The 20,223-nt window shown below is 36.0% G+C and carries 18 protein-coding genes, 3 tRNA genes and 3 rRNA genes; 10 read left to right on the forward strand and 14 right to left on the reverse strand.

From position 1 onward, the window contains the following. Positions 1 to 59 precede the first annotated feature (59 nt). The 6 genes from A9601_RS10805 to ctpZ form a co-directional block, all read right to left on the reverse strand. Positions 60 to 131, reverse strand: a tRNA-Thr gene (locus A9601_RS10805). Positions 132 to 195: 64 nt separating this feature from the next. Continuing rightward, positions 196 to 522, reverse strand: coding sequence for a cell division topological specificity factor MinE (gene minE, locus A9601_RS10810; protein ID WP_011817807.1), 327 nt, complete (start codon positions 520 to 522; stop codon positions 196 to 198). A gap of 1 nt (position 523) precedes the next feature. Beyond that, positions 524 to 1,339 (reverse strand): septum site-determining protein MinD, encoded by an 816-nt coding sequence (gene minD / locus A9601_RS10815; RefSeq protein ID WP_080512707.1) that lies wholly within the window; start codon positions 1,337 to 1,339, stop codon positions 524 to 526. Between the two features lie 111 nt (positions 1,340 to 1,450). Continuing rightward, positions 1,451 to 2,113, reverse strand: a complete 663-nt coding sequence (locus tag A9601_RS10820; RefSeq protein WP_011817809.1) for a septum site-determining protein MinC — start codon at positions 2,111 to 2,113, stop codon at positions 1,451 to 1,453. A gap of 10 nt (positions 2,114 to 2,123) precedes the next feature. Then, complete coding sequence (locus A9601_RS10825) at positions 2,124 to 3,380, reverse strand: HD domain-containing protein (protein WP_011817810.1); 1,257 nt, start codon at positions 3,378 to 3,380, stop codon at positions 2,124 to 2,126. A gap of 27 nt (positions 3,381 to 3,407) precedes the next feature. Continuing rightward, a complete protein-coding gene (gene ctpZ, locus A9601_RS10830; protein WP_011817811.1) occupies positions 3,408 to 4,703 on the reverse strand; it encodes a carboxyl-terminal processing protease CtpZ in 1,296 nt (431 codons plus the stop codon). 71 nt (positions 4,704 to 4,774) lie between these two features. Between ctpZ and petB the strand changes: the two genes are divergently transcribed. Further along, on the forward strand, positions 4,775 to 5,431 hold the full coding sequence (gene petB, locus A9601_RS10835) for a cytochrome b6 (RefSeq protein ID WP_011817812.1): 657 nt from the start codon (positions 4,775 to 4,777) through the stop codon (positions 5,429 to 5,431). Between the two features lie 33 nt (positions 5,432 to 5,464). Then, positions 5,465 to 5,947 (forward strand): cytochrome b6-f complex subunit IV, encoded by a 483-nt coding sequence (gene petD, locus A9601_RS10840; RefSeq protein ID WP_002808353.1) that lies wholly within the window; start codon positions 5,465 to 5,467, stop codon positions 5,945 to 5,947. 2 nt (positions 5,948 to 5,949) lie between these two features. On the opposite strand, the gene A9601_RS10845 is transcribed toward petD, so the two are convergent. Beyond that, a complete protein-coding gene (locus tag A9601_RS10845) occupies positions 5,950 to 7,389 on the reverse strand; it encodes a glycoside hydrolase 100 family protein (RefSeq protein ID WP_011817813.1) in 1,440 nt (479 codons plus the stop codon). Between the two features lie 602 nt (positions 7,390 to 7,991). On the opposite strand from A9601_RS10845, the gene A9601_RS10850 reads away from it, so the two are divergent. The 5 genes from A9601_RS10850 (at position 7,992) to rrf (ending at position 13,073) form a co-directional block, all read left to right on the forward strand. Further along, positions 7,992 to 9,476: ribosomal RNA gene (locus A9601_RS10850) — 16S ribosomal RNA — on the forward strand. A gap of 124 nt (positions 9,477 to 9,600) precedes the next feature. Next, positions 9,601 to 9,674, forward strand: a tRNA-Ile gene (locus A9601_RS10855). Between the two features lie 12 nt (positions 9,675 to 9,686). Then, positions 9,687 to 9,759, forward strand: a tRNA-Ala gene (locus tag A9601_RS10860). Positions 9,760 to 10,016: 257 nt separating this feature from the next. Continuing rightward, positions 10,017 to 12,892: ribosomal RNA gene (locus A9601_RS10865) — 23S ribosomal RNA — on the forward strand. 64 nt (positions 12,893 to 12,956) lie between these two features. After that, positions 12,957 to 13,073 (forward strand): 5S ribosomal RNA (gene rrf / locus A9601_RS10870). Together the 16S, 23S and 5S rRNA genes with 2 tRNA genes alongside form the textbook arrangement of a ribosomal RNA operon. Positions 13,074 to 13,116: 43 nt before the next feature. Here the strand turns inward: rrf and A9601_RS10875 are convergent. From A9601_RS10875 to A9601_RS10890, 4 genes are all read right to left on the reverse strand, one after another. Beyond that, positions 13,117 to 13,995: a DNA-formamidopyrimidine glycosylase gene (locus tag A9601_RS10875; RefSeq protein ID WP_011817816.1), complete on the reverse strand. Its 879-nt coding sequence runs from the start codon at positions 13,993 to 13,995 to the stop codon at positions 13,117 to 13,119. Between the two features lie 4 nt (positions 13,996 to 13,999). Further along, positions 14,000 to 14,209, reverse strand: coding sequence for a photosystem I reaction center subunit IV (locus A9601_RS10880; RefSeq protein ID WP_011817817.1), 210 nt, complete (start codon positions 14,207 to 14,209; stop codon positions 14,000 to 14,002). Between the two features lie 80 nt (positions 14,210 to 14,289). Then, the gene (locus tag A9601_RS10885; RefSeq protein WP_011817818.1) at positions 14,290 to 15,051 is read right to left on the reverse strand and encodes a LysM peptidoglycan-binding domain-containing protein; all 762 of its coding nucleotides are present in this window, start codon (positions 15,049 to 15,051) and stop codon (positions 14,290 to 14,292) included. A 72-nt stretch (positions 15,052 to 15,123) separates the two neighbouring features. After that, positions 15,124 to 16,515 carry an aldehyde dehydrogenase family protein gene (locus A9601_RS10890; RefSeq protein ID WP_011817819.1) on the reverse strand — a complete coding sequence of 464 codons (1,392 nt, stop codon included), beginning with the start codon at positions 16,513 to 16,515 and terminating at the stop codon, positions 15,124 to 15,126. Between the two features lie 156 nt (positions 16,516 to 16,671). On the opposite strand from A9601_RS10890, the gene A9601_RS10895 reads away from it, so the two are divergent. Continuing rightward, complete coding sequence (locus A9601_RS10895) at positions 16,672 to 17,562, forward strand: GNAT family N-acetyltransferase (RefSeq protein WP_011817820.1); 891 nt, start codon at positions 16,672 to 16,674, stop codon at positions 17,560 to 17,562. A gap of 70 nt (positions 17,563 to 17,632) precedes the next feature. On the opposite strand, the gene A9601_RS10900 is transcribed toward A9601_RS10895, so the two are convergent. Both A9601_RS10900 and A9601_RS18540 read right to left on the reverse strand, forming a co-directional pair. Then, the gene (locus A9601_RS10900) at positions 17,633 to 17,881 is read right to left on the reverse strand and encodes a DUF3104 domain-containing protein (protein ID WP_011817821.1); all 249 of its coding nucleotides are present in this window, start codon (positions 17,879 to 17,881) and stop codon (positions 17,633 to 17,635) included. 454 nt (positions 17,882 to 18,335) lie between these two features. Continuing rightward, a complete protein-coding gene (locus A9601_RS18540; RefSeq protein ID WP_011817824.1) occupies positions 18,336 to 18,473 on the reverse strand; it encodes a hypothetical protein in 138 nt (45 codons plus the stop codon). A 365-nt stretch (positions 18,474 to 18,838) separates the two neighbouring features. On the opposite strand from A9601_RS18540, the gene A9601_RS10905 reads away from it, so the two are divergent. Next, positions 18,839 to 19,273 carry a hypothetical protein gene (locus A9601_RS10905; RefSeq protein ID WP_011817826.1) on the forward strand — a complete coding sequence of 145 codons (435 nt, stop codon included), beginning with the start codon at positions 18,839 to 18,841 and terminating at the stop codon, positions 19,271 to 19,273. Here the strand turns inward: A9601_RS10905 and A9601_RS10910 are convergent. Beyond that, positions 19,270 to 19,779, reverse strand: coding sequence for an alternative oxidase (locus A9601_RS10910; protein WP_011817827.1), 510 nt, complete (start codon positions 19,777 to 19,779; stop codon positions 19,270 to 19,272). The two genes, A9601_RS10905 and A9601_RS10910, sit on opposite strands and share 4 nt — an antisense overlap. A gap of 155 nt (positions 19,780 to 19,934) precedes the next feature. On the opposite strand from A9601_RS10910, the gene A9601_RS18545 reads away from it, so the two are divergent. Then, positions 19,935 to 20,075, forward strand: a complete 141-nt coding sequence (locus A9601_RS18545) for a hypothetical protein (RefSeq protein WP_011817828.1) — start codon at positions 19,935 to 19,937, stop codon at positions 20,073 to 20,075. The last annotated feature ends 148 nt before the right edge of the window (positions 20,076 to 20,223 follow it).

A 20,223-nucleotide genomic window follows, 5' to 3' on the forward strand; every position in this document is an offset into this window, starting at 1 on the left:
ATAGGTTTAGTCTTTATATTTTCAGCGAAGAATATTGAACAGAATTAAATAAATCAAAATGCCGGCTAACAGATTTGAACTGATGACCTTCGCTTTACAAAAGCGCTGCTCTACCACTGAGCTAAGCCGGCGATCTTTTCATCTTACAATCAGGAAGGTTCAATTATCAGTATTTTTTAGCTTTTTTTAAATTTATTACTTTTTGATATCTTTATTAGCTTTATCAGCTTTTTTGAATTTTATTTCTCCTGAAATAGTTCTTTTGATTGGTAAATTGGCAACTAATGCAGTCATTCTATCCTCAGTCTCTAAACTTACTGCCACCTCATCAAAATCAATTTCAACATATTTAGCAACAACATCAAGAATCTCTTTCCTCATTTTATCTAAAAGATCAGTTGTCAAAGAACTCATGTCAACTCTGTCATGAGCCAGTACAAGTTGTAATCTTTCTCTTGCTGTATTAGCACTAGACGTTTCTCTGCCTAGTAATTTATTTATAAGATCTCTGAGAGTCATCATTTTAAAAAACCTTTGTTTGCATTAATCTCATGAATTTATCTTTAAGACTTTTGCCTTCTTTTTTGGGATCGATAATTGGTATATCTTTATTTGTAAGTCTTTGAGAAACATTCAAATAACATTTTTTTGCAGGAGATCTACTATCTGAAAGTGTCAGTGGCTCTCCTCTATTTGTACTTATTATTACCTGTTCATCTTCTAAAACAATACCTAATAAAGGCAAAGAAAGGATCCCTTGAACATCTTCGATGGATAACATTTCTTGACTAGCCATCATGTTAGGGCGAACTCTATTGATTACAAGTTGAATAGGCTCAATATCTGAAGTATTAAGAATTCCTATTACTCTATCTGCATCCCTCACTGCGGATAATTCTGGGTTAGTTACAACAATAGCTTCTTTACAGGCTGCAAGAGCATTTTTAAAGCCATCTTCTACACCAGCAGGACAATCTACTAAGACAAAATCAAAGTTCTCACTAAGTAGCTCACTAATTTTTTTCATATCTTCGGGCTTCATCCAATCCAACATCCTTGGATCTCCAGCAGGTAGAAGAGCAAGATTAGGCTCCTTTTTATGTCTAACCAATGCTTGGTCGAGACGACAGTTCTTGTCTAGAACATCTTGAGCTGTATAAATGATGCGATTTTCTAATCCTAGAAGAAGATCTAAATTTCTTAAGCCAAAATCAGCATCTAATACAGCAGTTGTTGCTCCGCTATTAGCAAGTGCTATCCCTAGGTTTGCAGTTAAAGTTGTTTTACCAACCCCTCCCTTACCAGAACAGATTAATATTGTGCGAGTATTCTTCCCCACGATTTTTAACATTTTACAAATAATAAAGCCACATGCAGAAAGTTAAATATTTTAAAGATTAAGTAATTCTTAAATTTATCTAATTTGAATTTATTTATTGCAAATTATTGATTAATTTTTATTTTCGATTATGTGTGGTTTGATAATTATTGTTTGTTGATCTATTACTGCAATTTCTGGATAGCAATTTTTGGGCTTTTCTTTTGGTCCAATTGCTATTAAATCTGCAATTCTTAACTGTAAAGGGTTTAAATAAAGTGATGAAATAGAGGCATTTTTATTTCCACTTTTCCCTGCGAATGCGATCCCTAGTAATTTGCCCCAAACGTAAATATTTTTCTTAGCGGAAACTATTGCCCCTGGATTAACATCTCCTATGATACATAGGTTTCCGTTTGAAGATATTCTTTCTCCCGATCGTACTGTTCCTTTGTGAAGAATATCGTCTTTCTTTTTTGAATTGAATGATAGTAACTTATTTTTAATCTCTTGCTCTTTTATATAAATTGAATCTATTTTTAAGAACTTTCCACTTATTATTGTATCTCTATTATTTGAGTAAATGCATAAGGAACAAATATTAATTTTGTCAAAATGATTTTTTAATTTTAATAATTGATGAGAACTTATTGACTCATTGACTGCGAAAATTTTTGCTTCTAAAGGTTCCTTGATGGATGAAAATCTTTTGAAAGTTTCATGGAGATTATTTAAATCTAACAAAGAAAAAATTTCTAAATATTTACTTTTATTGTTTTTTAGAACTATTTCCATTGAATTAAATCTAGAAATTGTTTTTTATCGATGAAATTTCATTTTTGATTTCATTTTTGATCATATCTGGATAAATAATAAAAGAGCTTTCATCGGATCTCATTAAAGTTTTTATTAATGCGGAACTATTTTCTAATGCGCTTTGATAAGTGCCGTCCCATATTTTTAGAGCATTATTAGATTCAAAACCTTTGAAAGACCTTTCCTTAATCCCACAAAATATTTCTGAATCATAACCATTCTTTTCACATAATTTTGTGGCAAATGCAAGGATTTTTAATCTATTGATCTTACTTAAAAAACTAATGTCTGATGCCTTTAATAAATCCCTGTCAATAAACATTTTGCATAGTGTAGAAAGTGGTTCAAAAGATTCATCTTTCCATCTGATTAAATGATAATAAAAGGTTACATCATCATTTCTTATGAAATCATCAAAATCAACTTTTGATGGTGAAAAAATCCATTTATGTAGAGAATTATCTAACCAAATATTATTTTCATAATTATGTTTTATTGTGTGTAATATTTTCCCCAGAATCCATGTTGATATTTCGTTTATCTTGTGATTGTAGATTGTTCTATACATCAAGTTTCTAAGTACAAGGAAATGCTCAATGGCAATCACTCCTTTTGGTTTGATTCCGATATTTCCATCAGGTAAAAAGGTAAGAGCTGAAATTATTCTTTCTAAATCTACTAAGCCATAATTAGTCCCTGTGTTGTAACTATCGCGTAAAAGATAATCAAGACGATCACAATCTATCTCACTACTTATCAATGTTCTTAAAGGTTTTGAAAATAGTTGTTTTGATTGAAATAATTCACCAATTTTTCTGGGTAATTCGTTGTCATACTTTTTGAGGATTGAAGTTATTGGAGAATAATTTGTCACTAAGTTTTCAGACCATTGTTCGTGATCATGCATGAATATTGTTTCACTGGTATGGCTTAAAGGTCCATGACCTAAATCATGTAGCAGAGCTGCTCCATAAAGAACAAATTTATTTTCACTAAAAGAAGATTTATTTTCAATTAATCTCTTATAAATTTTTCTAGCTATACAAAAAACACCAATTGAGTGAGTAAATCTACTCGATTCTGCACCATGAAAAAGTAATGATGCCGCTCCAAGTTGTTTTATTCTTCTTAGTCTTTGAAAAGCGACTGTATCAATTAATTCCAAAATCATTAATTCTTCTGGCTTTCCTGCATCAAATACTATTTCTTTATGAATTGGGTCATGAAAAATTCTTTTAATACTCATATTTTTAAGATTTTTTATTTTCAATCTTTAGCCATTTAAAGATTTGATTTCTTCATTGTTTAAATCAATTGTTTGAACTGGAACTTCTTCTTTTTCTAGAAGCGACCCTAATAATAATTCCGCATTCCTTACCCATTTATCGTCAGTACTTCCAAAATCACTGGCTTCCGGTAGTTCAAGTAATTTGTCAGGTGTTATACCCTGGCCTTGTATATTATTACCATCTGGTGTTAAGTAACTAGCCACTGTTATAGCAATACCACTATCTTCTCCCAAACTTTTTAGGGATTGAATTAAACCTTTACCATAAGTTTGTTCTCCCATAAGAATTGACCTCTCATTATCTTTTAAAGAACCAGCAAGTATTTCACTGGCACTTGCAGTGCCTTTATTTACTAAAGTCACCATTGGTCCATCAAAAGATGTCTCTTTTTGAGAAATAATTGCATCTTTGATTCCATTTCTATCTTTTGTCTCGACTACGGGTTTCTCACTCAATAATGTGTCTGCAACTGCAATACCTGAGCTTACTAGTCCCCCTGAATTATTTCTAAGATCCAAGATTAAGCCCTCAACCTCTTTCTCTTTTAACTCTTGAAGAGCCTCTTCAACTTTTTTGGGTACGCTTTCGCTAAATTGAGTTATTCTTAAATATCCTATTGTGTGAGAATCGTCTCTTAATCTTTTTGTTCTAACTGGTCTGAGATCTACTGATCTCCTCTCTAAATCGACTTCCCTAATTTCTCCTGATTCCGTAGATAATTCAACTAAAACTTTTGTCCCTGACTCACCTCTTAACTTAGAGGCAGTACTTGCAAGCCCTAATTTTTCTGATGAGATTCCATCAACTGTCTCGATAATGTCCCCGCTTACTATTCCAGCTTCTTCAGCTGGCGACCCCCCAAGAGTAGAAATAACTTTAACTTTATTGTTGTCATCTTCACCTAATTGAAGCCCAACACCATTAATTTCACTCCCAAAATTACTTGATTTCAGTAGCTCATAATCTTTGGGGCGTAAAACTCTCGTGTAGGGATCGTCTAGAGGTCTTAACATGTCTTCAATTGCGGAATAAGCCTCTTCACTTGTTTCAATTTGTTTCTGTAATGTTTTTTGTCTAATTCTTTTCCATTGGATTTCATCAAACTTTTCTGGATCATAAAAACCTTCGTTTACCAAGGTCCAAGCATCAAGTACTAATTGCCTGCTATCACTGAGAGCATCCACTCTTTCCATCAACAAAAGATTGATAGAAAAAACGATGATCATTGATGCAGTGATCAAATTTTTGAATGTTAAAAGTTTGTTAAAAGATGAATTCATTGGGTTAAGTCTTAACACCAAGTATAAGAATTTTAAGTAAGCTCTTTATATCAAAGCTAATTTTTTTTTGGATGGCGAATTCTTCATCTGTTTATGACTGGTTTCAAGAAAGACTTGAAATCCAAGACATAACTGACGACGTAACTTCCAAGTACGTACCCCCTCACGTAAATATTTTTTATTGTTTAGGAGGCATAACTTTAGTATGCTTCCTAATTCAATTTGCAACAGGTTTTGCAATGACTTTTTACTATAAGCCAACTGTTACACAGGCTTACAGTTCAGTCAGTTATTTAATGACAGATGTAAGTTTTGGATGGTTAATAAGATCTGTGCATAGATGGAGTGCATCAATGATGGTATTGATGTTAATCCTTCATGTCTTTAGGGTTTATCTTACCGGAGGTTTTAAGAGGCCAAGAGAATTAACTTGGGTTACAGGTGTTGTAATGGCAGTTATAACCGTCGCTTTTGGAGTGACTGGATACTCCTTACCTTGGGATCAGGTGGGTTACTGGGCAGTTAAGATTGTTTCAGGTGTTCCTGCTGCAATACCAGTAATAGGTGACTTTATGGTTGAACTACTAAGAGGCGGAGAAAGTGTTGGTCAATCCACTTTAACCAGATTTTATAGTCTTCACACTTTTGTATTGCCATGGTCATTAGCAGTCTTCATGTTGATGCACTTTTTAATGATTCGTAAACAGGGTATTTCAGGTCCTTTATAAACTCTTATACTTAAACCATCACTAGTTCTCCATATGTCTACTTTAAAAAAACCAGATCTATCTGATCCAAAATTGAGAGCAAAGTTAGCTAAAGGTATGGGCCATAATTATTATGGTGAACCAGCTTGGCCAAATGATTTACTATATATATTCCCGGTAGTCATCTTGGGAACTATTGCCTGTGTAGTTGGATTAGCAGTTCTTGATCCTGCAATGTTAGGAGACAAAGCTAATCCCTTCGCAACACCCCTTGAAATACTTCCTGAATGGTACCTTTACCCAGTTTTTCAAATACTTAGAGTTGTTCCTAATAAACTTTTGGGTATTGCACTTCAAACATTAATCCCACTTGGATTAATGATTTTACCTTTTATCGAAAACGTTAATAAATTTTCTAATCCATTTAGAAGACCAATAGCAATGTCTGTTTTCTTATTCGGAACTTTTCTAACAATATACCTTGGTATTGGGGCATGCTTGCCAATTGATAAATCACTAACCTTAGGACTATTTTAAACTCAAATCTTAAACATATCTAAATCGTTATACTCATTCCTTAGAAAGTGATTCATTAATAAAAATCCAACAATTGTCCAAGTCTGATATGTTCTTGATTGTTGTCCAACCCAAGTTCCTGTAGGACCATCAAAATATTCTGCCCATTCTTGCTTAGGCAATTGATTAAGTTGACACCAATATGATTCCTCTATTAAAGATTTCATTTCTTCCATGAGGATCACATCGTCTGAACCATAATGTTTTTGATGTAATAGGACAGCTGTACCAAAAAACCAAAGTAAGCTTGGCCAATGACCACCGTTATGGTAACTCCAAGGCCAATTCTTTGGATCGGATCCAGTTTTATTTTGCCATTCCTCTACATCCATATGAGGATGACAAATTCTCATAGGCATTTGAGCCATCAAATGCTGTCTGTTATGTAAAACTAATCTAAATAAAGCTCTTTGTTCTTCAGGAGGAAGAACTCCGAACATACATGCTAAAGAATTGCCTAAACTGTAAAATCGAAAGTCAGGCCTTCCTGTCCTAATATTTCCTATTAAGTAACCGCCTCTATTCTCTAACCAATCTTGTAGCCATGAGGGAACCACTTGAGGTTGAACATTAAATTCATTGAAGTGCTGATCATCACCATACTGCTCAGTTGGCCTTCTTCTTAAAATTTGCATTGTTTGGCTTGTAACCCAATAATGCTTTAAAAGAAAACTTCCTAAATCCTTAACCCATTGATTTGTAAGAATAAGTCTTTGATCTAAAAGTCTACTAACATGATCTGCTCTACTTAATTCCATTAAGTTAATGCAACTTTTTAAACATCCATGAAGTAAAACTTCAACTTCTAGTGGTGCTCCCCATACATCCATAGGTCTATCAATCATAAATGCGCAATCTGGCACAAAAAGTACTGGAGTACCCTCAAATGTTGGATGTAGAACTAGATCTAGTAGAAGTTGAATACCTCTTTGAACGCTTTGACTTTTTCCAAAGGCATAATCACCGCTTTTATTGACATAATACCAACATAAAATGGGCCACCATAAACTTGCATCAGCTGAAGTAATCCTCCCTATTGATCTCTGACCATAGTCTCCAATGAGCTGTCCATTTTCTTCAACGAAACTAGTAGGAAATACGCCACGTGTTTGGTAGTTAGAGCTTTGTAACTCAAGGCATACACTTAGGAACTTTTTGACAATTTCGTAACGTTTTTGGGTAATGAGATAAATCATTACAGGAACATTGTCTCTTAAAAATATTTCTCCATAATTTAATTTTTTATTTTTTGTTGGATGTTCTAGTGCAGCGACGCTTCCCACTAACTCGCCTGATATCTCAACCAAAGTCTTCTCGAAGTGTTTTTTTGCATTTGTTACAATTTTTTCCTCATCAGAACTTGGTCTTACTCTTAAATTTTTTTGACTAAATCTTTCTGCCATTTCATTTATATCCCTTTATTTAAGCCTAGTTGTTTAATGAGACTTTGATCAAATAAAAAATTAATAAAAAATTTTTGTATAAAAGGTTGCACAATTACAGTGGGATGGTTTAGTATTTTCTTCTGGGCAAAAATATACTTTTTGCATTATTCATCAAATTATCTTAAATCTAATTTTTGGTAAATGAATGAATTATTTGGAGACTTGATTTCGATCATTATTTTCAGCCAGAAGAAGGTTTTTACCTTCAAAATGAGTTAATCACTTGTTGTTTAACTCTGCACCTAGAAAATTTAAAAACTTAGGAACTGATGCTTTTGTTGCGTCAAGAACAACTAAATTTTTTTTAGTCACTTCAAGATGTATATGCAATAAAGGTGTGAGGTCCCGTCAAGAATATATAAAAATGTCATCAATTGCTAACTTTTAGCTTTGATGCGAACGGATCTGAGATCTTGGAAAGTCACTTTAGAAATACTTTTAATGTGCACTCAATGTAATCCTTAAAATCTAAGGAGGCTGAAACTAAATTCAACAACTGAAGTTTTTATTTGGTTAAAGCAATTCAATTTGAGTAGATTTATCTATAAAAGGAATTGAACACAACGGAGAGTTTGATCCTGGCTCAGGATGAACGCTGGCGGCGTGCTTAACACATGCAAGTCGAACGAACCTTCGGGTTAGTGGCGGACGGGTGAGTAACGCGTGAGAATCTGCCCTCAGGAGGGGGATAACGGTTGGAAACGACCGCTAATACCCCATATGCCTACTGGTGAAACGAATTTCGCCTGAGGATGAGCTCGCGTCTGATTAGCTTGTTGGTGAGGTAATGGCTCACCAAGGCTTCGATCAGTAGCTGGTCTGAGAGGATGATCAGCCACACTGGGACTGAGACACGGCCCAGACTCCTACGGGAGGCAGCAGTGGGGAATTTTCCGCAATGGGCGAAAGCCTGACGGAGCAACGCCGCGTGAGGGACGAAGGCCTCTGGGCTGTAAACCTCTTTTCTCAAGGAAGAAGATATGACGGTACTTGAGGAATAAGCCACGGCTAATTCCGTGCCAGCAGCCGCGGTAATACGGGAGTGGCAAGCGTTATCCGGAATTATTGGGCGTAAAGCGTCCGCAGGCGGCTTTTCAAGTCTGCTGTTAAAGCGTGGAGCTTAACTCCATCATGGCAGTGGAAACTGAAAGGCTTGAGTATGGTAGGGGCAGAGGGAATTCCCGGTGTAGCGGTGAAATGCGTAGATATCGGGAAGAACACCAGTGGCGAAGGCGCTCTGCTGGGCCATTACTGACGCTCATGGACGAAAGCCAGGGGAGCGAAAGGGATTAGATACCCCTGTAGTCCTGGCCGTAAACGATGAACACTAGGTGTCGGGGGAATCGACCCCTTCGGTGTCGTAGCTAACGCGTTAAGTGTTCCGCCTGGGGAGTACGCACGCAAGTGTGAAACTCAAAGGAATTGACGGGGGCCCGCACAAGCGGTGGAGTATGTGGTTTAATTCGATGCAACGCGAAGAACCTTACCAGGGTTTGACATCCTGCGAACCTCTTAGAAATTTGAGGGTGCCTTCGGGAATGCAGTGACAGGTGGTGCATGGCTGTCGTCAGCTCGTGTCGTGAGATGTTGGGTTAAGTCCCGCAACGAGCGCAACCCACGTTTTTAGTTGCCAGCATTTAGTTGGGCACTCTAGAAAGACCGCCGGTGATAAACCGGAGGAAGGTGTGGATGACGTCAAGTCATCATGCCCCTTACACCCTGGGCTACACACGTACTACAATGCTACGGACAAAGGGCAGCAAACTCGCGAGAGCTAGCAAATCCCATAAACCGTGGCTCAGTTCAGATCGTAGGCTGCAACTCGCCTACGTGAAGTAGGAATCGCTAGTAATCGCAGGTCAGCATACTGCGGTGAATACGTTCCCGGGCCTTGTACACACCGCCCGTCACACCATGGAAGTTGGCCATGCCCGAAGTCGTTACTCCAACCCTTGTGGAGGAGGACGCCGAAGGTGGGGCTAATGACTGGGGTGAAGTCGTAACAAGGTAGCCGTACCGGAAGGTGCGGCTGGATCACCTCCTAACAGGGAGACAACAAAATGTTTAATATTATTATTTTGTCACCTTAGGTCGATCGGTATCTCACGTTCTTAATTTATTAAGAATTTCATTTCCTAAGTTTTTCTAGGTCACACCCATTATTTTCCTGGGCCATTAGCTCAGGTGGTTAGAGCGCACCCCTGATAAGGGTGAGGTCCCTGGTTCAAGTCCAGGATGGCCCATATCTCTATGTTGGGGGTATAGCTCAGTTGGTAGAGCGCCTGCTTTGCAAGCAGGATGTCAGCGGTTCGAGTCCGCTTACCTCCACTGATTACCACCTCTTCCATAATCTATAGAAAGGAAAAATTTTGAGTTGTGATCAAATTTCTGAACGAATCTAGCTTCCTAATGAAACCATTAAGATGCTGGACTCATTGAATTAATTTCATTGTTTTCAGAGAACCTTGACAACTGCATAGATTATTTTTAAAGACAATAAGCATCTTTAATGATGCAGATTTATTATTTGTGCAAATGCATTAATAACAATTCTATTAAGCTGATGCTTCAATTATGAAGTTATTGGTCAAGCTACAAAGGGCTCACGGAGGATACCTAGGCACACAGAGGCGATGAAGGACGTGGTTACCTGCGATAAGTCTCGGGGAGTTGGAAGCACACTTTGATCCGGGAATTTCCGAATGGGGCAACCCCATGTACGGCCAACTGAATATATAGGTTGGTGCGAGCTAACCCAGCGAACTGAAACATCTTAGTAGCTGGAGGAAGAGAAAGTAAATAACGACTCCCTCAGTAGCGGCGAGCGAACGGGGAACAGCCCAAACCGATAGTCTTGACTATCGGGGTTGTGGGACAGCAATATGGATCAATAAGTCTAGAAGAAACGTTTGAATGGCGTGCCACAGAGGGTGAAAGCCCCGTAATCGAAAGATAAGTTGACCTAGCTGCATCCCGAGTAGCACGGAGCACGTGGAATTCCGTGTGAATCTGCGAGGACCACCTCGTAAGGCTAAGTACTACTGTGTGACCGATAGTGAAACAGTACCGCGAGGGAAAGGTGAAAAGAACCCCGGGAGGGGAGTGAAATAGAACATGAAACCGTGAGCTTACAAGCAATGGGAGCCCGACTAATCGGGTGACCGTGTGCCTGTTGAAGAATGAGCCGGCGACTTATAGGCACTGGCGGGTTAAACCGGAAATGGTGGAGCCACAGCGAAAGCGAGTCTTAATAGGGCGTTTGTCAGTGTTTATAGACCCGAACCCTGGTGATCTAACCATGGCCAGGATGAAGCTTGGGTGATACCAAGTGGAGGTCCGAACCGACTGAAGTTGAAAATTCAGCGGATGAGCTGTGGTTAGGGGTGAAATGCCAATCGAACCAGGAGCTAGCTGGTTCTCCCCGAAATACGTTGAGGCGTAGCGTCTAGTGCTCCAGCAGGGGGGTAAAGCAACCATTTCGGTGCGGGCTGCGAAAGCGGTACCAAATCGATATGAACTCTGAATACCCTGTGTGTAACTAGGCAGTCAGACTGTGGGGGATAAGCTCCATAGTCAAGAGGGAAACAGCCCAGACCGCCAGCTAAGGTCCCAAAATTAACGCTAAGTGATAAAGGAGGTGGGATTGCCCAGACAACCAGGAGGTTTGCCTAGAAGCAGCCATCCTCAAAGGAGTGCGTAATAGCTCACTGGTCGAGCGATCCTGCGCCGAAAATGAACGGGGCTAAGCGTTATACCGAAGCTGCGGATAAATTTATTTATGGTAGGGGAGCGTTCTATGTAGGGTGAAGCGTTAGCGTAAGCGGACGTGGACAGCATAGAAGTGAGAATGTCGGCTTGAGTAGCGAAAACATGGGTGAGAATCCCATGCCCCGAAACCCTAAGGGTTCCTCCGGCAGGCTCGTCCGCGGAGGGTTAGTCTGGACCTAAGGCGAGGCCGAAAGGCGTAGTCGATGGATAACAGGTCAATATTCCTGTACCAGATGTGTTTTGAGAAGGGGGACGGAGAAGGCTAACCAGGCCAGATGTTGGTTACTGGTTCAAGCGTTCGAGGCTTTGAGAGATGGAGAAAACATCTTGAGCTAAGGCGTGAGTACGAGCTGCTACGGCAGCGAAGTTGGTGATGTCATGCTTCCAAGAAAAGCCCTATACTCGTTAAGACACAAATGCCAGTACCCGAAACCGACACAGGTGGGGTGGTAGAGAATACCGAGGGGCGCGAGATAACTCTCTCTAAGGAACTCGGCAAAATGGCCCCGTAACTTCGGGAGAAGGGGTGCCAGCGAGAGCTGGTCGCAGTGAAGAGGCGCAAGCGACTGTTTACCAAAAACACAGGTCTCCGCTAAGTCGCAAGACGATGTATGGGGGCTGACACCTGCCCAGTGCCGGAAGGTTAAGGAAGCTGGTTAGCTTTTAGTGAAGCTGGCGACTGAAGCCCCGGTGAACGGCGGCCGTAACTATAACGGTCCTAAGGTAGCGAAATTCCTTGTCGGGTAAGTTCCGACCCGCACGAAAGGTGTAACGATTTGCGCGCTGTCTCGGAGAGAGGCTCGGCGAAATAGAATTGTCTGTGAAGATGCGGACTACATACACCCGGACAGAAAGACCCTATGAAGCTTTACTGTAGTTTGATATTGTGCTCGGGCTCTGAATGCGCAGAATAGGTGGGAGACGTTGAAATAGTGCTTGTGGGTACTATTGAGTCATCGGTGAGATACCACTCTTTTAGAGCTAGAGTTCTAACGCTTACCCGTTATCCGGGAAGCGGACAGTATCTGATGGGCAGTTTGACTGGGGCGGTCGCCTCCTAAAAGGTAACGGAGGCGCACAAAGGTTCCCTCAGGCTGGTTGGAAATCAGTCGTTGAGTGCAAAAGCAGAAGGGAGCTTGACTGTGAGACCTACAAGTCGAACAGGGACGAAAGTCGGTTTTAGTGATCCGACGGTTCTGCGTGGAAGGGCCGTCGCTCAACGGATAAAAGTTACTCTAGGGATAACAGGCTGATCTCCCCCAAGAGTTCACATCGACGGGGAGGTTTGGCACCTCGATGTCGGCTCATCGCAACCTGGGGCTGAAGTCGGTCCCAAGGGTTGGGCTGTTCGCCCATTAAAGCGGTACGCGAGCTGGGTTCAGAACGTCGTGAGACAGTTCGGTCCATATCCGGTGTATGCGCAGGAATATTGAGAGGATTTCTCCCTAGTACGAGAGGACCGGGAGGAACGCACCTCTGGTGTGCCAGTTATCGTGCCAACGGTAAACGCTGGGTAGCCATGTGCGGAGTGGATAACCGCTGAAAGCATCTAAGTGGGAAGCCCACCTCAAGATGAGTATTGCCATGGCTTAAGCCAGTAAGGTCACGGGAAGAACACCCGTTGATAGGCTCTACGTGGAAGCTTGGTAACAAGTGCAGCGGAGGAGTACTAATAGACCGAGGGCTTGACCAAATAAACTTAATTTATTGTTTTTAACCTATATAATTTTCTATGCAGTTCTCAAGGTTCATACTATCCTGGTGTTCATGGCGATGTGGAACCACTCCGATCCATCTCGAACTCGGTTGTGAAACGCATCAGCGGCGAAAATATTTAGGGGGTAGCCCCTTGAGAAAATAGCTCAATGCCAGGTAAAAATATTTAAAAGGGCTTACTCTTCTTGAGTAAGCCCTTTTTTATTTTTGGCATTTAGGACACCAATGGGTACTTCTTCCAGTAATTTTTTGTCTTTCAATTAAATTTCCACATTTACGACATTCTTTTCCAGTTCTCCTATAGACATTTGTCTGCAAACCAAAATTCCCATTCTCTCCTTCCAGGTCTCTAAAATCGCTAAATGTGGTACCCCCAGAACCTATACTTTTTTTTAATACAGTTACAATTGATTCTTTGAGTTTGATTAACTCATTTTTTTTTATTGTTCGAGCTTCCCTAAAAGGGGAAATGCCAGCAGAGTATAAACTTTCATCAGCATAAATATTACCTATTCCCGCCACTATTGTTTGATCTAATAAAATGGCTTTAATAGATTTTGTTCTTTTTGAAATAACTTTCTTAAGGTAATTTGCATTAAAGTCTTTAGAAAATGGCTCTGGTCCTAATGAACCTAATCCTTTAATTATTTTGTTAAGCGATAGGTCATTATTAATCCACCACATTTGACCAAAACTTCTTACGTCGATGTACCTAAGCTCATTATTATTTTTATCGAAAAATCTTACTCTTGTATGTTTACAGGGATTACTTGAGTTTTCAATAAATTTAAAATATCCAGTCATTCTTAGATGAACTACAAGAAATCCGTTATTTTGTGAATTTTCTAGAGGAAGTTGAGTATGCTCATTTTGAACTTCTTTTAATTGGGCTATTAAATATTTTCCTCTTCTATCCCATTTATAAATAAGTGAGTTCCGAAGTCCTTTAATGAATTCTTCTTTGTTTGTTGGGAATGCAACAGTTGAATACCTACAGATTTCTACTTTTTTAATAATAAAGTTATTAAGTTTTTGCTCTAAACCTCTTCGAACTGTTTCTACTTCAGGTAATTCAGGCAATTATTTAAGCTTTTTCTAATTCACTTTCAGCGAAATTATTTGTATTTGCTCCACCATCAGTTCCGCTAATCCCAGCGTAATTTACTTTATCGAATCTGACTACACAGTTATATTTAATACCTGAGGTATCAACTGAAGCAACTTTACCTATTTCATTGTACCAATATGACTCTGGTCTTTTTACTCTTACGAGATCTCCTCTTGAAATAGCCATTACAATTAATTTAACTTTTTGTAGAATAACCCATCATTAATATTCTTAGACAAATTATTCACACATATTAATTAAAAGTTTTAACAAAAATCATTTATTAAATTATTTTCGAATTCTTCTTTAGCAGGCTTACTTCCCATCCATTTCCTACCAGGTATTCTTACATCTAATTCATTTTTTTCACAATTTATTGAAAGAATCAGTTTTTTATTTTCTTGATTTAATACATTTAAAACTTTTCTACCTTTAATATCTTTATATGATTTACTTTGGATTATTATAGGACCATAAATTTTTTTATCTAACACAAGTAAGTCCTTATTTTTTTTATTTTCAGTTGTTTCATAATTTCCTGAATTAATTGTGTTCTTTTTTCTAATAATGAGTTTTTGACCGACTTTTATTGAATCAGGATTATTGAGATTATTAATCTCTATAAGATCGATTACTGTTAAATTATATTTGTTTGATATCTCAGTAAGATTTTCACCAGTTTGAATAATATGATAATTATTTATTAAATCAGATTGTTTTGTGAGATTTTCAGAAGATTCGGAGATAATAAGATTTTGGCCAACAAAGATATAATTTTCATCTTTTAAGTTATTCAACTTAATAATTAAATCTTTATTAATTGAATAGGATTTTGAAATACTTGATAGTGTATCTCCACTTTTTACAATATGAATTTTTTTTATTTCAGTTTTTTCTTCAGTAATTGATTCTTTTCTAGCAATATTCTCAATTTTATTTTTTGATGAAAATATGTTTTCTTCTGATTTTATCAATGAGTGATTAAAAAAATTAATAAATATGGCAATTACTAAAAATGTAAATTTCATAAAACTCACTATTTATTTAAAGATAATCTTTAAATTCAAAATCGCTAGGTTTTTGAAAACAATTTAAGTAATTTAAATCTGAAAAATAAACTTTAAAAATTTCTTTACTCTTTCATAGGGGGGATATCGCAGATTTGAATCAAATAAAAAACCTTTAAAAGTAATAGATTTTTGATTTGAAAAATTTCGAAAGCCTTCTTCTCCATGAAATTTGCCAATACCACTTTGCCCAACGCCTCCAAAAGGTAAATTTGGAATAAGGACTGGTAACATCACATCATTTATACAAATTGTTCCAGAGCTGGTTACTTTTGAAATATGATTATGGATTTTTTTATTGCCTCCAAATAAGTAGATTGCTAAGGGTTTTGATGTTAGACTAATCTGTGTTAAAGCTGATTCCATACCATTAATTCCAACTACAGGAAGTAGTGAACTGAATAATTCTTTCTGCAAAATATCTTTTTCATTTAATTTAGTTCTCAAAATTGTAGGAGATATTTTCAACTTTTTTTTACTAAAAGTCCCCCCAAATAAAATTCTTTTTTCTTTTTCATATTGTTTGAGAATTTCTACAGTTGATGTAAATTGTTTTTTCTCCAATTTTGATAGGTTTTCGGAAATAATTGGATTATCTCCGTAAAAACTTATTATGTATTTCTTTAATTTTTCTATAAAAATATTTTCAATTTCTTTATCTACAAAGATATGATTCGGAGCCATGCACGATTGACCAGAATTAAAAAATTTACCCCAAACAATTCTTTTTGCAGCCACTTCTAAATTTGCATTCTTGAAAACAATTACAGGATTTGTTCCGCTTAACTCAAGAGTTAATGGAGTTAAGTTTTTTGCAGCTAATTTCATTATAGATTTTCCAGTTTTAGTACTTCCTGTAAAAAAAATGTGGTCAAAATTTTGTTCAATTAATTTTATGGATTGTTTATTATCACCCTCTACTGTCATTAGGACATCTTTACTGAAATATTTGGAAGTAAGCTTTTTAATAAGTTTTGAGGTCGCAGGACATTTCTCTGATGGTTTTATAACTGCTGTATTTCCTGCTGAGAAAATATTTACCAATGGCTTTAAAATATAAAGTAATGGATAATTATAAGGACCAAGAATTAAGACACACCCAAGAGGTTCATAAATAACTTTGGAGGATGATGGAAAAAGATAAAAAGGGGTATCAATCTTTTTTGGTCGCATCCAAGAATTGAGTTTCTTTTTTATAAGTGAAATTTCTTCTTTCACTAAAAGGATTTCTGAAAGCCCTTCAATTTCAGATTTGCCGAGATCAACAAAAAGTGATTTAATTATCTCTTTTTTATTTTCATCTAAAAGTTTAGAAACTATATTGATATGATGGATCCGCCATTTTATATCTTCAGTTTTACCAGTGAGAACTGTATTTTTTAATTTATAGATGTCTTCTAAATGAAATTTATCAGAAATTTTCATTTTTTACCTTTGAATAGTATTAAATATATCAGAGGATAAATTGTAAATAACTAAGGTTTTTAGGCAGTTAAATCAAAGCGAATGATTTATGAGAAATAATCAAATTTATTAATATTGCTTTTAAAAATTCAAATTTTTCTTGGTTAGTATATTTCTATGAGGGAAAATTTTTCAATTAGATTGATATCTATAAACGAAATACCAGAAGTCACAAACTGGGCAAGGTTAGAAGGATTTTCTCCTGGAATGGATGATTTATCAATTTATAGAAATACAGATAAACAAGGGGTATGGGTAGCTTGTTTAGACAATAATCCTATAGGCTCTATTGCGTGTATAAAATATAATTCCTCGTATGGTTTTATAGGTTTATTTATCGTTAAAAAAGAATTCCGGAATAATGGATATGGAGTGAGATTATGGAAACATGCCCTCGAATATTTGAAAAATGTTGATTGTATTGGTCTTGAGGCAGCCCCAGATAGATTAAATGATTACGCAAAGTGGGGGTTTAGAAAATCTTCCATTACAAATCGATGGAAATTAAATGGTTCTCAAAATTTGCCATTGAGAAATTTCTATAAAGATCAATTTCATTCTTTTAAAGTTGTCCCGGGTAATAAAATCTCTTCTGAAGCAGTCTTAATTTATGATGATCAAAGAGAACCTAGTCCCAGACCACATTTTCTAAATGACTGGTTGAAGAATTCTCATGGTAATGTCAGTGCAATTGTCGATAATAATGGGATGTGCCATGGATTTGGCAGGATAAGACCTTGTGTATTGGAAGATAATGAGCAAGGCTGGAGAATTGGCCCACTTTTAGCAGATACTCCACCACTTGCTGAATTATTAATAAGGGAGTTAGTTGGTGAGTTAGATGCTCAAATCTTATTGGATTGCTCTAATCTGAACCCTTATGCAAATTATCTTTTATCAAGTTTGGGATTTGAGGAAATATCAAAAACTTACAGAATGTATAAAGGCATTCAACCTTCCTGCCCTATGAATCAAGTATATGGACTTGCCTGCTTGGAACTTGGGTGATTGATTTCCTTTAAAGCGTTCATTCCCCTTTTTGTTTCTGTACTACTGAAAGAAGTTTGTTTGATTAAGATTAACTTCCAGAAGGTTTCAAAATTTTTTTTACAATATCGGCGTTGATTATAGTGATCTCTCCATTGTCAATATTGGCAACTTGAAACAAGGTCCATGAATTTGGATTTCTAGCTCCTCCAATACAGTCGATAACTTGACCGACCCAGTAATTTTTATCCTTTTCCTTAGTATCTTCGCAATTTTCTTTTTTAATTGCGACATAATCACCAGGCCTAACGAAAAGAAACTCAGGAGTTGCTGAGCTCACAATAAATAAATAAATAATAGTATATATGTACTATAGCAAGTTATTTGACTTGTTGCTGAACTTTGAATTATTTAGCAAACTAGGGGTAATTCAAAAATAAAATGGAATCAACTGAAATTGCTATATTTTCAACATTATTGGGGTTAATCCTAGCTTTAACTGACGCTTATATAGAAAGAAATATTCCTGGATAATATTCCCAGTTCATTTTTTAAATTAAATAAGATTTAAGCTGGTCTAATATGTCGGCACGGTTAGAAACTAATTTTGTAAAAACTAAATATATCAACCCTCCCATTGCGAGCCTTCCGTTAATTTTTTCTAACTGCTTTAGTTTTCTCAAAAATTACCCTTGCGGTTAATTAAAATTTAAAGGGTATAGGAAATAAAAAAGTATTAATTACTTCAAAAATAAAAAAATTTATAGAAATATTATTTCAAACACGAATTAAATTTAAAGCCAAGCTTTTTTCATCTCAAGATAAAGTCTCTCGCTCTCAGCAGAATTAATTTTGCTGTCTGAATAGGATTGTTGCTGTTGCTGTTGTTGCTGCTGAGTTGAGTTAGTATTAGGATTTTGGACTTCGCTCATTAGAGGGACTTAATATTTGTGTTTATTCTCTCATATTTAGAGCTTTTTTTGTCAACTTAAATTCTTAAATTTTATTTAAATTTTCTACGTTTTTAATTTTCCTTTTTTGAGTGAATTTATTTCGCTACAGTAGTTTTGGTATATAGGAATTTAACTTCCCAATATACAATTCCTAGGAAGATAGCACTTGCAATAATAATTTCAGAAATGGCTAACATTTTATTTTTCAATACTAATTTAATTTTGGTATCAATTTACACAGAATGCAATAGGTACTAATTACATTTTAGATTTTAAAAAATCTTATTTAATAAAATAACGCGTCGAAATAATATAAAATTTTAAGTTAGATACATATTATTTCCGTGGGAAATTTCATAAATTCAACAACTCTTATACCTTTAATACCTTTAGCAACCTCTTTATTTGTTCTTATTTTATTGGCAAGTTTTAACAGAACACTTAACAGGTTAACAAAACCAGTTACTGCACTGGTTGCATTATCTTTATTAAGTTCTGCTTTGATAAGCTTATTTGACTATTTTAAGAAAATAGAAGAAGAATTAGTTTTATCTGAATTTCTCAAATTTTTTGAAGAAAAAAATTTAGTTATACATCTCAATTTAGTAAATGAAAAAATTATAATTTTTTTCTCATTAATAATGATATTAATTATTGGAATATCTTTTTATAAATTGCCTAGAAAAAAAGGTTACGTCTCATTAATGATTAGCCTAGGATTAATTTCTTCTTCGGTGATGCTCTCAATATTGCTAATAGATTTCTCAGCACTAATCTAAACTGTTGTAAGTATTGACAAAGCTTGGTTAAGTTCTTGGACATGATTTAATTCATCTTGAGCAATTTCTTTTATTTTTTGATCATTTGGATTATCTATTAAGTATTTGGAATAAGTTTCAAATGCATGCTCTTCGATTTTTATGTTGACATCATAAGCATTAGCTGGAGAGAGGAAATAATAAAAAACCATGATCCAGTAATAGACAAGCACAAGGTGTCTAGCAAAAAATCTATCAATCCAGAACCTATCTCCTCCTCTTTTCTCCATTTCTTTAAGATGCTCAGTTTCGTTAATAGCTTGATAAAAATGTTCTTTCATTAAAATCATTGTTTTCTCATTTTTAATTCCTAGGGATTCTTTAAAATGAAGAACTGAAAGAAATGCAAAATAAGGTGATCTAGCTATAACTTCTAAAACCCAAAATCTTTGTAAAGATCTACCAGAGTATATGAAGTCTAAGAAGTTAACTGTAATATTCAAAATTAAAGAATTTATTTTCTTCATAAATTTAGTTTTTCTTTAAGTATAATTACTTAGTCTCTCGAGGGCTAAAATGTATTGAATTAATTAACCAAAAATTAATCTTTGTAGTCTAAAAATTGTTACTTCCATTGAAATATTTTTTTTTCATGCATTAATTGGATAGATAAAAATTTTATATGACAACTACTGAAAAAATTGCAAATGCCAAAAAGAGGATTGATGAATTAGAAAGGCTTATAAAATATTGGAATGATTCAGACCATGATGAGGCAAAAATAGTAAATTTTTCAAGGAATATTGAAAATAAAGTTGCTTAGATTGTGATGATTAGGGTGGATTAACTTTATCTTTTAAGTGATTTTATATCTTTGAAGTTTTGAATATTGTTTAATTTATAAATAGAGCAATTAAACCTATTCTCAAAAACGGTAAGGAAGAAATAATCTAAAAGAAAAATCAATATGA

Origin of the sequence: Prochlorococcus marinus str. AS9601 (genome assembly GCF_000015645.1) — a bacterium.
GTDB lineage: Bacteria > Cyanobacteriota > Cyanobacteriia > PCC-6307 > Cyanobiaceae > Prochlorococcus_A > Prochlorococcus_A marinus_O.